This window comes from Clostridioides sp. LIBA-6822, assembly GCF_056688955.1.
Window position 1 is genome coordinate 1,416,051 of record NZ_CP196995.1, and the last position, 14,273, is coordinate 1,430,323.

13 protein-coding genes are annotated in these 14,273 nt (G+C 29.3%); all 13 read left to right on the forward strand.

Going from position 1 to position 14,273, the window contains the following annotated elements; all coding sequences use genetic code 11:
- Positions 1–36: 36 nt before the first annotated feature.
- The 13 genes from rbfA to ACTG48_RS06905 all read left to right on the forward strand — a co-directional run bounded on the left by rbfA (position 37) and on the right by ACTG48_RS06905 (position 14,271).
- Positions 37–417: a 30S ribosome-binding factor RbfA gene (gene rbfA, locus ACTG48_RS06845; protein WP_021384033.1), complete on the forward strand. Its 381-nt coding sequence runs from the start codon at positions 37–39 to the stop codon at positions 415–417.
- Positions 398–1,381, forward strand: coding sequence for a DHH family phosphoesterase (locus ACTG48_RS06850; RefSeq protein WP_154106825.1), 984 nt, complete (start codon positions 398–400; stop codon positions 1,379–1,381). The genes rbfA and ACTG48_RS06850 overlap by 20 nt, the downstream gene beginning before the upstream one ends.
- 12 nt (positions 1,382–1,393) lie before the next feature.
- Positions 1,394–2,299 carry a tRNA pseudouridine(55) synthase TruB gene (gene truB / locus ACTG48_RS06855; RefSeq protein WP_021384020.1) on the forward strand — a complete coding sequence of 302 codons (906 nt, stop codon included), beginning with the start codon at positions 1,394–1,396 and terminating at the stop codon, positions 2,297–2,299.
- A 131-nt stretch (positions 2,300–2,430) separates the two neighbouring features.
- Positions 2,431–3,360, forward strand: coding sequence for a bifunctional riboflavin kinase/FAD synthetase (locus ACTG48_RS06860; protein ID WP_021384038.1), 930 nt, complete (start codon positions 2,431–2,433; stop codon positions 3,358–3,360).
- Between the two features lie 103 nt (positions 3,361–3,463).
- On the forward strand, positions 3,464–3,721 hold the full coding sequence (gene rpsO / locus ACTG48_RS06865) for a 30S ribosomal protein S15 (RefSeq protein WP_021384061.1): 258 nt from the start codon (positions 3,464–3,466) through the stop codon (positions 3,719–3,721).
- A gap of 239 nt (positions 3,722–3,960) precedes the next feature.
- On the forward strand, positions 3,961–4,806 hold the full coding sequence (locus ACTG48_RS06870; RefSeq protein ID WP_021384058.1) for a DegV family protein: 846 nt from the start codon (positions 3,961–3,963) through the stop codon (positions 4,804–4,806).
- Positions 4,807–4,929: 123 nt separating this feature from the next.
- Positions 4,930–7,041, forward strand: a complete 2,112-nt coding sequence (gene pnp / locus ACTG48_RS06875) for a polyribonucleotide nucleotidyltransferase (protein WP_169465617.1) — start codon at positions 4,930–4,932, stop codon at positions 7,039–7,041.
- A 187-nt stretch (positions 7,042–7,228) separates the two neighbouring features.
- Complete coding sequence (locus ACTG48_RS06880; RefSeq protein ID WP_021384066.1) at positions 7,229–7,972, forward strand: polysaccharide deacetylase family protein; 744 nt, start codon at positions 7,229–7,231, stop codon at positions 7,970–7,972.
- A gap of 156 nt (positions 7,973–8,128) precedes the next feature.
- Entirely contained in the window at positions 8,129–9,376 is a 1,248-nt protein-coding gene (locus ACTG48_RS06885; RefSeq protein WP_021384000.1) for a M16 family metallopeptidase, read from the forward strand.
- Between the two features lie 35 nt (positions 9,377–9,411).
- A complete protein-coding gene (locus ACTG48_RS06890; protein ID WP_003419503.1) occupies positions 9,412–9,657 on the forward strand; it encodes a YlmC/YmxH family sporulation protein in 246 nt (81 codons plus the stop codon).
- Between the two features lie 9 nt (positions 9,658–9,666).
- Complete coding sequence (gene dapG / locus ACTG48_RS06895; RefSeq protein WP_479918416.1) at positions 9,667–10,890, forward strand: aspartate kinase; 1,224 nt, start codon at positions 9,667–9,669, stop codon at positions 10,888–10,890.
- Between the two features lie 112 nt (positions 10,891–11,002).
- Positions 11,003–11,737 carry a ClpP family protease gene (locus ACTG48_RS06900; RefSeq protein WP_021384022.1) on the forward strand — a complete coding sequence of 245 codons (735 nt, stop codon included), beginning with the start codon at positions 11,003–11,005 and terminating at the stop codon, positions 11,735–11,737.
- Positions 11,738–11,859: 122 nt separating this feature from the next.
- Entirely contained in the window at positions 11,860–14,271 is a 2,412-nt protein-coding gene (locus ACTG48_RS06905; protein WP_479918417.1) for an FtsK/SpoIIIE family DNA translocase, read from the forward strand.
- Positions 14,272–14,273 lie beyond the last annotated feature (2 nt).

Here is a 14,273-nt window from a genome sequence, read left to right on the forward strand (position 1 = left end):
ATCAAAGAAAATCAGTTAGTAAAGAAGGTCGATGGTATGGCATCATATAATAGAACAAGAAGAATAGCAGAAGAAATAAGAAAAGTAGTAAGTACTATGCTTATAAATGGAGTAAAAGACCCTAGAATAACATCTATGGTAAGTGTAACTGATGTAGAAGTTACAAATGACCTAAGATACGCTTATGTATATGTAAGCATTTTAGGTGGAGATGAAGAATCTACACTAACTGGACTTAAAAGTGCTGGAGGGTATATAAGAAGAGAAGTAGGAAAAAATATAAAACTTAGATATATTCCTGAAATAATGTTTAAGCTTGATGATTCAATAGAAAAAGGAATGTATATGGATAGCCTTATAAAAAGAGTTAATGAAAAAAATACTCAAAAAAATGAGGATGAAAATTATGATGAATAATATTGATAGTATTATAAACCATATTTATGAGGGTGACTATTTTATAGTTACCTCTCATATTAGCCCAGATGGAGATAATATTGGTTCTACACTTTCGATGTATTATACATTAAAAAACTTAGGGAAAAAAGTATATTATGTACTTGATGATGAAGCACCATTAAATTTAAAGTTTTTGGTTGAAGACGTAAAAATTTATAAGTCTAATGAACTTGATATGAATCAGTATTCTCTAATAGCACTTGATTGTGGAGATGAAATGAGAATATGCGTAAGTGATGAAATCAAAAGTAATGCATCAAAAGTAATCTGTATTGACCATCATGCTAGTAATGATTCATATGGGGATTTAAATTATGTAGATATGGATGCATCCTCTACATGTGAGCTAGTTTATAATTTATTGATTAGATTCCAGCAAATAAAAGATATTGAGATTATAAATAAAGATATAGCAACATGTTTATATACAGGTCTTGTAACTGATACTGGAAACTTTTCATATTCAAATGTGCATGCAAGTAGTTTTGAAATGGCAAAAAATTTACTTGTTTTAGGTGCAGAAAAAAATACTATAATACAAAATATATATCAAAGTAATTCTTCTGATTACTATAAATTATTAGGAGAAGCTTTAAAATCTTTGGAAATATTTGATTCAAAAGTATCTAGTATAGTTTTAACTCAAGACATGATGAATAGAAATAATACAAGTTTCAACGATGTTGATGGAATAACAACATATACAAGAGATATAAAAGGAATTGAAGTTGGAATTCTATTTAAAGAGAAAAAACAAGATGAAATTAAAGTAAGTTTTAGGTCAAAAAATTATGTTGATGTAAGTGAAATAGCCAAGTTATTTGGCGGTGGTGGTCATGTAAGAGCTGCTGGATGTACTATTAGAGATAATGTTGAGAATGCAAAAAAAATGGTATTAGAGGCAGTGTTAAAATCAATTTAAGGTGACAGTAAAATGAATAAGATTATAAGTATATTGAAACCTACAGGTATGACATCTCATGATGTTGTAAGTAGAGTGAGAAAGATTTTAAATATAAAAAAAGTCGGTCATACAGGTACTCTTGACCCAGATGCTTCAGGTGTTTTACCAATCTGTATAGGAAAAGCTACAAAAGTATGTGAAGTTATTTTAAACAAAGATAAATCATATATATGTGAGCTTACTTTAGGTATAAGTACAGATACTTATGATGCCTCAGGTGAAATTTTAAAAAAAGTTGATGATTTTAAGTTGAGTAATGAAGATATAGAAAAAGCTTTTGATACACAAAGAGGAGAAATAAGTCAGCTTCCTCCAATCTATTCAGCTTTAAAAGTAAATGGAAAGAGAATGTGTGATTTAGTAAGAAGTGGTAGACAATCTGAAATTACTTTAAAAACTAGAAGAGTGAATATAAAAGACATAAAAATACTCAGTATAAAAGGTAACAAAGTAATGTTTTATGTTGAGTGTTCTAAAGGGACTTATGTAAGAAGTATTTGTCATGATATAGGAGAATACCTAGGTTGTGGAGCACATATGTCATTTTTGAATAGAACATCTTCTGGTAAATTTGATTTAGATAATTCAATAACATTAGAAGAACTAGAATCATTTTATGAAAATAAAACTTTAGACAAACACTTATATGATATAGATTATGTACTTGATTCATTTAATTATATTGTATTAAATCCTAATGCTATAAAATATTATAGCAATGGTGGTTCAATAGATGATAAAAGATTTTTGAAAGATAATCTCAATAAGAATGATGAATTTGTAAGGGTGTATAGCACAGATAACTTCTTAGGATTAGGAAAATTATCAAAACATAATAATACAATAAGTGTTAAAAGTGATAAGATGTTCATATAATTAATGTATTTAAAAGAATTCCAAAAGAGATAGTACTATAATAACTTCTATAGTCTATCTCTTTTACTTATGCTATAATAGTTTGTGAATAAGTTAAGAGTAAATTATAATTTTAGCGGGGAACATTTATTATGGTGATTATAAAATCTATAGCAGAAATAGCAAACATAAAAGAAAGCGTCATTACCATAGGAAACTTTGATGGTGTACACAAAGGACATCAAGTTCTTATAAAAAAAACAGTTGAATATGCAAAAAAACAAAATATACAAAGTATTGTATTTACCTTTGCAAATCATCCTGTAAATTACTTTAGACCAAACTCAACAAAAAATATTATAAGCAATAATGACAAGATAAAATTATTAGAAGACTTGGGAATAGATATAGTTGTAATCATACCATTTGATGAGTATATGACTAAAATACCTGCAAAGGATTTCGTAGACGAGATACTAGTAAAAAAATTAAAAGCTAAAAAAATAGTAATTGGCCATGACTTTACATTTGCAAGAGCAAAAGAAGGTAATGTTAATCTATTAAAAAGCTTAGAACATGAATTTGGTTTTGAGGTAGAAGTAATAAAACCAATCAAAATAAATGATGTAAGAGTGAGTAGTACTTATATTAGAAGTTTAGTATCCCAAGGCGACATGGCTAATGTTAAAGAGTATTTAGGTCGTAATTACAAGTTAGAAGGGTGTGTTATACATTCTAAACACCTTGGAAGAACTATGGGATTTCCAACAGCAAATATTGACCTTAAGAACAATATGCTCGTTCCAAAGAGAGGTATTTATGCTTCTATTGTACATATTGGAGATGAGGCTTATTTTGGTGCTACAAATGTAGGCTATAACCCAACAGTCAATGGAAAATCTTTATCTATTGAAACCAATATTTTAGAGTTTGACAGAGATATTTATGGTAAAAATATAATTGTTGAGTTTTTGGAAAGAATAAGGGATGAGAGAAAATTTAATTCAATAGATGACTTAAAAAATCAATTGTTTAATGACACAAATTATGTATACGAAAACTATGTTTGCAAAAACAAGTAATGTATGATAAAATGATTAAGGAAAATAACCATTACTCGGCATTTGAATACTCCAATCAATGCTTAGTAATAGGCGTTTCTAAAAAAATACGGAGGTAATCTAAATGATAAACAAGTCAGAAATAATCAAAGAATTTGGAAGAGTTGAAGGAGATACTGGTTCTCCAGAAGTACAAATAGCTTTATTAACAGCTAGAATAAACGAGTTAAATGGACATTTAAAAACTCATAAGAAAGACCACCATTCAAGAAGAGGACTATTAAAAATGGTTGGTAGAAGAAGAAACTTATTAGCTTACTTAAAAGAAAAAGATCTTGAAGGATATAGAGCATTAATAGCTAAGTTAGGATTAAGAAAGTAATTTCATTCTTTATAAAAAAGCAGGTATAGTGTATACCTGCTTTTTTATAGTTAATTCATTATAAAGTAAAATAGTTAATAATAAAAGTAGTTTATATATTATAAAAAATTATAAAATGAATAATATTGGGTAAGAATATTAGAGAAATATATAAATACATAATTAATTTAAAAGGAAAGACAATATAAATATAGAAACTTTATAACAGTATAATTAGTTGGAATAAGGAGGATATTATTTTGAAAATAAAGTTAGTATGTGATAGTTTATGTGATATTCCAGATGAAATATCAGAAAAAGATTATATAGAAATAGTTCCACTTACAGTTATTTTTAATGATAGAGAATATATAGAAGGAGTAGATATAAATAAAGAAGAGTTTTATAAAAAAGTAAAAGAAATTAAGCAAATACCTAAAACATCACAGGCTACATATATGGAGTTTAAGGAAGTATTTGATAGGTTTGTAGAAGATGGATACCATATAATCTGCATGACAGGAGCAGCAAATGCATCAGGGACTTTTCAAAGTGCTATGATAGCTAAAAATGATGTAGATGAAAATGAAAAAATACATATATTTGATACTCGAAACTTATCTCTTGGTAGTGGACAATATGTTATAAAAGCATGTGAACTTCTTGAAGAAGGATTGGCATTTGAAGAAATTATAGAAGAATTAGAAAATACTCGTAGTAGTGTGAGATTACTTTTCGCACCATATACACTTGATTTTTTAAAACAAAGCGGAAGGGTTCCAGTGGCAACTGCTTTGATAGGAAATATGTTGAATATAAAGCCTATATTTTTCTTTGATAATGGGGAAGCTAAGTTAGTAAATAAGGTTAGAGGAGTAAAGAATATAGCAAGTAAATTGGTTGATATAATATTAGAGATGAATGAAGGGTCTTTAGAAGGAAAAATTGTTACGATAGGTTGTGGAGATAATCTTCATGATTGTGAAATATTAAAAGAAGAAGTAAACAAAAGAATAAAAGCAAGAAGAGTGTTATTTACTCGAGGAGGCGTTTCTATTTGCTCTCATACAGGGCCAGATATATTAGCTATAAGTTGCTCTAATTAGTAGTAATATAAGCTTTTTGCATATATGTGTAAAGATAATTTTATATTGTTAATTTATAGTATTTTTGATAATATAGTAAATAGAGTGATATACGTGTTTTTAATAAGAGGAGGACAAGCATTAATGTTTGAACATAAAATATTTAAAATGGATTTTGCAGGAAGAGAACTTTCTGTAGAAATAGGAAAAATTTGTGAAATGACTAGTGGTAGCTGTATAGTTAGATACAGTGATAGTATGGTAATGGTGAATACAACTAAATCGGCTAAACCTAGAGACGGAATAGACTTCTTTCCTTTAAGTGTAGATTATGAAGAAAAATTATACTCTGTAGGTAAGATACCAGGAGGCTTTTTAAAAAGAGAAGGTAAGCCTTCAGAAAAAGCGATACTTACATCAAGATTGATAGATAGACCAATAAGACCATTATTCCCAAAAGGATTTAGAAATGATGTTCAGGTAGTTGCAACTGTTTTATCAGTAGACCAAGATTGCACACCAGATATAGTCGCAATGATAGGTTCTTCTATAGCCCTTTCTATATCAGACATACCATTTAATGGACCAACTGGTTCAGTATGTGTTGGTCTTGTAGATGGTGCCTTTGTTGTAAATCCAAATGCAGAACAAAGAGAAAAAAGTTCAATGCACTTAGTTGTTTCAGGTACAAAAGAAGCAATAATGATGGTTGAAGCAGGAGCAGATGAAGTTCCTGATGATGTGATGTTAGAGGCTATTTTATTTGCACATCAAGAAATCAAAAAAGTAGTTGAGTTTATAGATGGTATAGTTGCAGAAGTTGGAAAAGAAAAATTAGAAGTTGAATTGTACCATGCAGGAGAAGAAATAACTCAATTAGTTCGTGAATTTGCAACTGATAAGATGAAAGAAGCAGTTCAAACTTTTGAAAAATTAGAGAGAATGGAAAATATGGATAGAGTTAAAGAAGAAACTTTAGCTCACTTTGAAGAAACTCTTGAAGATTTTGAAGATTATATTGGAGATATAGAAGAAGTATTACAAGATATAATAAAAGAAGAAGTAAGAAAGCTTATAGTACATGAAAATGTAAGACCAGATAATAGAAAATTAGAAGAAATAAGACCTATATGGTGTGAAACTGGTATGATACCTAGAGCTCATGGTTCGGCTATATTTACTAGAGGTCAAACTCAAGTACTTAATGTGGCTACTTTAGGTGCTTTAGGAGATGTTCAAAAGTTAGATGGATTAGATGAAGAAGAAAATAAGAGATATATGCATCATTATAATTTCCCTGCATATAGTGTTGGGGAAGCTAGACCATCAAGAGGACCAGGAAGAAGAGAAATAGGACATGGTGCTTTAGCAGAAAGAGCTTTATTACCAGTGATACCATCTCAAGAAGACTTCCCTTATGCTATTAGATTAGTTTCTGAGGTATTAAGTTCAAATGGTTCTACATCTCAAGCAAGTGTATGTGGTTCAACATTATCTTTACTTGATGCAGGTGTACCCATAAAAGATATGGTTGCAGGTATAGCTATGGGACTTATAAAACATGATGGTAAGGTTGCAGTACTTTCAGATATACAAGGTATGGAAGACCATTTAGGAGATATGGACTTTAAAGTAGCTGGTACAGAATATGGTATAACAGCAATACAAATGGACATAAAAATAGATGGTATAGATAAGGAAATTCTACAAAGAGCTTTAAAACAAGCTAAAGAAGGTAGAATCCATATACTAGGAGAAATGAGAAAAACTATATCTCAACCAAAACCAGAACTTTCACCATATGCACCTAAGATTGTTAAAATGCAAATAAATCCTGATAAAATAAAGGATGTAATAGGACCTGGTGGAAAGATAATAACTAAGATAATAGATGAAACTGGAGTTAAGATAGATATCGAACAAACTGGAGAAGTATTTATATCAGGTATTGAGATTGATATGATTAAGAAAGCTCAAGAACTTATAAATAATATAGTAATCGAACCAGAAGTAGGAAAAACTTATAAAGGTAAAGTAAGCAGAATAATGAACTTTGGTGCATTTATTGAAATACTTCCAGGAAAAGAAGGATTACTTCATATATCTCATATAGCTCATGAAAGAGTTGCTAAAGTTGAAGATGTATTAAATATAGGAGATGAAGTTGAAGTTAAAGTTACAGAAATAGATGAAAAAGGAAGAGTTAATTTATCAAGAAAAGTTCTTTTACCAAAACCAGAACATAAAAATAAATAATATAATAAATAATTAAAGGCAAAATCTTATGATTTTGCTTTTTTTAATGTAAATATATATCTTCTTAAATGATATATATTATATTGACATGTAAAAAAGTATTTACATCATATTTAGTGCATAAATAAAGCTTTCTTTTAATAGTATTAAATAAGAAACAATTTGTACATAATTAGGGGGAGTTTTAATGATAATGATGGTACTTAACAAGAGTAAACTCAAGAAAATAATAATACTAATTTTAGTTTTATTATTAGGGCTATCAGGAGGAGTAATGGTATTAAAAATGTTTAATAATAAACCAGTATTCAACTTCTTTAATGGGGTAGATTTACCATATGAAAGAGGCACAAAAGATAAAAGTGGATATGTTGCATTAACTTGTAATATAGACCTTGGATGGGAAACAGAGTATGTGGAATCTATTTTAGAGACTCTTAAAAAGGAAGATGTAAAAATTACTTTTAATGTAACAGGTAAGTGGGCAGAAAAGAATAAGGATGAATTATTAAAGATAAAAAAACAGGGACATGAAATAGGCAATCATGGATACAAACATTTAGATTATTCGACATTATCATATGAAGATAATTATGAACAAATAGAGACATCTAAAAAAATAATTGAAGAAATCATAGGTGAAAAAACTAAATTTTTTCAAGCACCAGCAGGTTCTTTCGGTCCAGAGACAGTAAAAGCAGCTAAAGCATTAGGATATACCTCAATAAAATGGGATGCTGACACTATAGACTGGAAGTATAAAGACCAACCAGAAGTAATAATTGATAGAATGAAGAAAAAAGATATTAAAGATAATAGTATAATCTTAATGCACCCAACCGATGCAACGACAAAATGTATAGATGATATTATAGCAATTGTAAGGGAGAAAGGATTAAAACCAGGTAAACTCAGTGATGTTTTTAAATAGACAAAGTGTAAATATTTGATTAAGATTGTATAAGTTGTAGTTGAATTAATTAAAAGACTGACTTATAATGTAATACATATAAAAATAAATATAATTAAAATATAGTGTTTTCAATAATCCAATATAAAACAAAGAATAAATTTTTAGGAGAATGTAATGTATAAGACAAAAATACTGGAAAATGGGCTTACAATAATTGGTGAAGAAATACCATATCTAAAGTCAATAACATTAGGTATTTGGATAAATGCAGGCTCTAGGATAGAAGAAGCACAGGTGAGTGGAACTTCTCATTTTATAGAGCATATGATGTTTAAAGGAACCAAAAACAGAACATCAAAGGAGATTGCTAGTTCAATAGACAATTTGGGTGGGCAAATAAATGCATTTACAAGTAAAGAATGTACATGTTATTATGTAAAATTAATAGATGAGCATATAGATACAGGAATTGATGTATTAAGTGATATGATACTAAATTCTAAATTTGATAAAAATGATATAGATAAGGAAAGACTTATAATATTGGAAGAACTTAAGATGTACGAAGATTCTCCAGATGACTTATCTTATGATTTATTAGTAGAAAATATATATGCTAATGATGGTTTAGGAATGAATATAATTGGGACAAAAGATTCTCTATACAATATAACTAGGGAATCAATGTTAGAATACTTAAACAAGTATTATATTCCAAATAACGCTGTTATTTCTATAGCTGGAAACTTTAATTTTGATGATATGGTAGATAAAATCAAATCGAAATTTGGACACTGGGAAAAGAAAAAATTGAATATAGAAATAAACGAGGCTAAATTCAATCCTTGTTTTATATCAAAAAATAAAGATACTGAACAGGTAAACTTAGCTATGTGCTTAAAAGGTATTCCATTTGAAAATGATGACGAAGTATATTCAATGGCAGTAGTAAATAATATCTTTGGTGGAAGTATAAGCTCAAGACTTTTTCAGAAAATAAGGGAGGAAAAAGGTTTAGTATATTCCATATACTCATCACAGACATTATACAGAAAATGTGGAGAATTAGGCATATTTGCAAGTATGAGTACAGAAAATCTGCAAGATGTTTATAATTTAATAAAAGAGGAAATTGAAAACATAAGGAAAAACTATCTTACAGAAAAAGAAATATATGAAAGTAAGGAACAATTAAAAGGCAATTATATATTGGATTTAGAAAGTACTAGCAGTAGAATGATGTCTACTGGTAAATCTATGTTACTTAGTAAAAAAGTAAAAACTACAGATGAAATACTTGAATGTATAAATAATGTTGATATCAATTTAGTAAAGAAAGTTGTTGATAAGGTATTCAATATCGAAAATATTGGTACATGTATAGTTGGAAGAGATGTAGAAAATATTCTACATTTGGATTGATATCTTAAAAAGTAAATCTCTGGAGGTAATAAAATATGAATTTATCTGAAATAGCAGGTAAGGAAATAGTTAACTTGGTCACAGGAGAAAGATTGGGGGTCATTGGAGAATGTGACCTTATACTAGATGAAACTACAGGCGGTATATTAGCGCTTTTAATTCCAAAAGAAAAAGGTTTTTTTGCCAGAAGAAAAGATAAGTCATTTTTAGAAGTACCATGGAGAAATGTAAAAAAAATAGGTAATGACATGATAATTATAGAATATGAGGGATATATTTAGGAGGAAAAAATGAGTATTTTAGTGCAAAAGTTTGGTGGGACATCAGTAGAATCATATGAAAAAATGAATGAAGTATGTAAAATAGTAAAAGCATACAAAGAGAATGATGAAGAATTACAATTAGTACTAGTAGTTTCAGCAATGGGTAGAAAAGGAGCTCCATATGCAACAGACACACTTATAAACTTGTGTAGTGCAGTAAACGATGAACCAAATAAAAGGGAACTTGATTTAATAATGTCTTGTGGTGAAATAATATCAGGAACAATTCTTGCTAATTTATTGAATGCACAAGGTATAGAATCTGTTTTCTTTACTGGTCAACAAGCAGGTATAATTACAAGTGATGAATATTCTAATGCAAAAATAAAATATATAAATCCTAAGAAAGTAAAAAGAGCTTTAGATAATGGGAAAGTTGTAGTTATAGCTGGATTCCAAGGTGTAACAGATGATGGAGAAATAACTACTCTTGGAAGAGGAGGAAGTGATACGTCAGCAGTTGCTATTGGTAAAGCTTTGGAATGTGAAACAGTTGAAATTTATACTGATGTAGATGGTATAATGACAGCAGACCCTAGAGTAGAACCAAATGCTAAAGTATTAAGTTTTATAGATTATGAAGAAGTATTCCAAATGGCTGACAAAGGTGCAAAGGTAATACACCCAAGAGCAGTACAATTAGCTAAAAGTGGAAATATAACTTTAGCTATAAAAAATACAATGAACCCAAGTTTTGAAGGGACAAAAATAGGTTCTTTATGTAGACACTTAGAAGAAAATATAGAATATGAACAAGAAAAAGACTTTAACGTTGCTGTTGCAAATAAAGATAGTGTAGCGCAAGTTAAGATTAAATCAGCAGAAGAAGTGTTTACAGAAGTATTAAATGAGATAGAAAATAAACTTATAAATATAGATATGATAAACTTCTTTATATCAGAAAAAGCATTTGTTATTGAAGATGCTGATATAAAAGCATTAAAAGAGATACTAGATAAATTTGAATTAGATTATGAAGTAAATAGAGATTGTGCTAAAGTTACATTGATATGTTCAAGAATCGCAGATGAAATGTCTGGTATCATGTCAAAGGTAGTTAGAGGCTTATCAAAGGCAGGAGTATCTCTTTTACAAACATCAGACTCAAATATGACTATATCTTGTTTAGTTAGTGAAGAAGATATGCACACAGCAGTACATGCAATACATCAACAATTTTATGTAAAATAAATACTATAATACAATTATTTTTATTCAAATTTTAATAATTTTATGTATATCTTAATATATTTGATTTATTTGGTAAAACTAAGTTAAATATGATTTTGATAGGAGTTTTTTTATGAAAGATTATAGAGAAGATAATGAAACATTTGATAAAGATAGTTGTAGAAGAGAATCTAGTTGTGAAGAAAGAGAATGTATAAAGCAATTTGGGACTAATGAAATGCCACTTCAACCCTCTAAGGATACTCAGTGTATAACCATAATTGGAGAAATTGAAGGACATTTTATAGGAAATCCTCAAAAAAAAGCTACAAAATATGAACATATAATTCCAATGTTATACTCAATTGAGGAAAGTAATGATATTAAAGGAGTACTAGTAGTTTTAAACACTGTTGGAGGAGATATTGAGGCAGGTCTAGCTATTGCAGAACTTTTAAACAGTACATCTAAAAAAGTAGTTACTCTTGTTTTAGGTGGAAGCCATAGTATAGGTGTTCCTCTTGCTACAGCAGGAGATTACTCATTTATAGCACCAACAGCAACCATGATTATACATCCTGTGAGAACTACTGGTCTTGTGATTGGTATAAATGAAACTTTTGAGTATTTTAAAAAGATGCAAGATAGAATAATTCAATTTATAATAAGAACCTCAAATATTAAAAAAGATGTACTTGAGAAACTTATGCATGAAAAAGATGAGCTTATAAGTGATGTCGGTAGTGTATTAATAGGAAAAGAAGCAGTAGATTATGGGCTTATAGATGAAGTTGGAGGATTGAAGGAAGCTCTTAAAAAATTAAAAGAGCTTATAAAAGAATCTGATGAAGAAAAAAATAATGATTAAAGTTTGTTTAAATAATAAAATTTATGATATAATGATGTAATAAAGTAGGAGTGTTAGTGTTAAGGCATTAGCACTTTTTGCTGTGAAGGGGTAAAACTTGCTAAAAATAAGGAGTGATATTAATGGCCACGAAAAAGAAGAAAAAAAAGAAGGTAAATACCTTAAGTTTTAACGCAGAATATCATAATTTAATAACAATATTTGTAGGTGTATTTTTATTATATAGTTTAAATTCTAACTCTATGGGATGGATACCTGTGTTAATGCAGAATCTTTTTAAAGGACTATTTGGAGGGCTTTCTATAGCAATACCATTTATAGTAATCATAACAGGACTTTTAGGATTTTTTGATGGAAATGAATATATATATAGGCTAAGAAAGACTAAATTATACTACATAATTATTTTATTTATATTTGTATTTTATGGATTATTAAATGCAGGAACTCTTCCTGTGGATAGCCCACTAAAAGGTAACATGTTTGATGATATTATGAAAATGGGTGTAAGTGGACAAGGTAGTGGCTTGATAGCAACTACGATTGCTTATTATATGAGTAAAATATTTGGTATAGCAGGTGGATGGTTAATAAGCATATTTGCCCTTATACTTTCTATCATGTTTATATTTAATATTTCTATAAAAGACTTGGTATCCAATGCAAAATCAAAATCTAAAGCATCAAAAGATAGCAATTTAACATTTAAAGATAAAATTGCAAATATGAAGAAATCTGCAATAGATATGATGACTGACGAAGTAGATGATACTACTATAAATAAGAAGCCAGGATTCTTTAAAGGGTTAATGTCAAAAGGTAGTAATAATGAGGATGAAGAAGAAGAATATTTTGAAGAAGAGAATACTGATGGTGTAGATGATAAGACTATCAAAATAGTTGGATTTAATAAAGCAGAAGACGAGTATTTAGAAATATTAGAAGGTACTCAAAGTATGCCAGAGTTAGATGTTTTAAAAGAATTACAAAAAGCTACAAATGAAAGTCCAGTTGTAGATACTAAACCAGAAAAAAAAGTTGATATAAACAAACCTAACTTGAATATAGAAAAAACTCAACCTATGAGCATTATAGCAGAGGCAGTTAATGAGGATTATTCAAACTACAAAAAGCCTAGTATTGAGCTTTTAAATAAAGTAAACAAGAAATCTGATGAAAATGGTAAAAAGAAAGTATTAAAAAATGCTTCTCTTTTAGAAAAGACACTATCGGATTTTGGAGTAGAAGCGAAAATTAATCAAGTTACAGTTGGACCTACTATAACGAGATATGAGATACAGCCAAGCCCTGGTGTTAAAGTAAGTAAAATTGTAAATTTAACTGATGATATAGCTTTAAGCCTAGCAGCTAAAAGCATAAGAATTGAAGCACCGATTCCTGGGAAAAGTGCAATTGGAATAGAAGTTCCAAATGAAGAGGCTCAAATGGTTGGAGTAAGAGAAGTTCTAGAAAGTGAAGAATTCAATAGTTTTAATTCTCCTCTTGCAATGGGACTTGGAAAAGATGTAGCAGGTAAAATTATAATTGGAGATATAGGTAAGATGCCACACTTACTAATAGCTGGTTCTACAGGTTCAGGGAAGAGTGTATGCGTAAACACATTAATAAGTAGTATATTATATAAAGCAAATCCTGATGAAGTAAAATTACTATTAATAGACCCAAAAGTGGTTGAACTTGCAAATTATAATGGAATTCCACATCTACTAATACCAGTAGTTACTGACCCTAAAAAGGCAGCCAATGCTTTAAACTGGGCAGTTACTGAGATGAATAGAAGATATAAACTATTTGCAGATGCTCAAGTAAAGGATGTAACAAGCTATAATGAAAAATCAGAAGAAAAATTACCTAAAATAGTAATAATAATAGACGAGTTGGCAGACTTAATGATGGCAAGTGCAAATGATGTAGAAGACTATATTTGTAGACTAGCTCAAATGGCAAGAGCTGCTGGAATGCACTTGATTGTAGCAACTCAAAGACCATCTGTTGACGTTATAACAGGAGTTATAAAAGCTAATATACCATCTAGAATAGCATTTGCAGTATCATCTCAAACTGATTCAAGAACAATACTTGATATGGGTGGTGCAGAGAAACTTCTAGGTAAAGGAGATATGTTGTTTTACCCACTTGGAGCAGCAAAGCCAGTTAGACTTCAAGGTGCATTCATATCAGAGAGTGAGTCAGAAAAAGTAATTGATTTCGTAAAAAGTCAGGTTAAAGATGGAATAAAATACGAAGAAGATATAATTGAAACTATATCTAAGGTTAATACTTCAAAGAGTAGCGATGAGGATGAATTCTTGAGTGAAGCCATAGAATTTGTCGTGGAGAGTGGTCAAGCATCTGCTTCTATGTTACAAAGAAGGTTTAAAATAGGATTTAATAGAGCAGCTAGACTTATAGATTCTATGGAAGAAAGAGGAATAATTGGAGCAAGCGAGGGAAGTAAACCAAGAAAGGTATTAATAAGCAAACAAGATTTGCAGAATTTAGAAGGTGAATAGAA

Bases quoted from the DNA above. Each gene is read 5' to 3' on its own strand.
- ACTG48_RS06885 (WP_021384000.1), top strand. From the start codon at position 8,129: ATGTATAAGACAAAAATACTGGAAAATGGGCTTACAATAATTGGTGAA.
- ACTG48_RS06890 (WP_003419503.1), top strand. From the start codon at position 9,412: ATGAATTTATCTGAAATAGCAGGTAAGGAAATAGTTAACTTGGTCACA.
- ACTG48_RS06880 (WP_021384066.1), top strand. From the start codon at position 7,229: ATGATAATGATGGTACTTAACAAGAGTAAACTCAAGAAAATAATAATA.
- ACTG48_RS06860 (WP_021384038.1), top strand. From the start codon at position 2,431: ATGGTGATTATAAAATCTATAGCAGAAATAGCAAACATAAAAGAAAGC.
- ACTG48_RS06850 (WP_154106825.1), top strand. From the start codon at position 398: ATGAAAATTATGATGAATAATATTGATAGTATTATAAACCATATTTAT.
- pnp (WP_169465617.1), top strand. From the start codon at position 4,930: ATGTTTGAACATAAAATATTTAAAATGGATTTTGCAGGAAGAGAACTT.
- truB (WP_021384020.1), top strand. From the start codon at position 1,394: ATGAATAAGATTATAAGTATATTGAAACCTACAGGTATGACATCTCAT.
- rpsO (WP_021384061.1), top strand. From the start codon at position 3,464: ATGATAAACAAGTCAGAAATAATCAAAGAATTTGGAAGAGTTGAAGGA.
- ACTG48_RS06900 (WP_021384022.1), top strand. From the start codon at position 11,003: ATGAAAGATTATAGAGAAGATAATGAAACATTTGATAAAGATAGTTGT.
- ACTG48_RS06905 (WP_479918417.1), top strand. From the start codon at position 11,860: ATGGCCACGAAAAAGAAGAAAAAAAAGAAGGTAAATACCTTAAGTTTT.
- rbfA (WP_021384033.1), top strand. From the start codon at position 37: ATGGCATCATATAATAGAACAAGAAGAATAGCAGAAGAAATAAGAAAA.
- dapG (WP_479918416.1), top strand. From the start codon at position 9,667: ATGAGTATTTTAGTGCAAAAGTTTGGTGGGACATCAGTAGAATCATAT.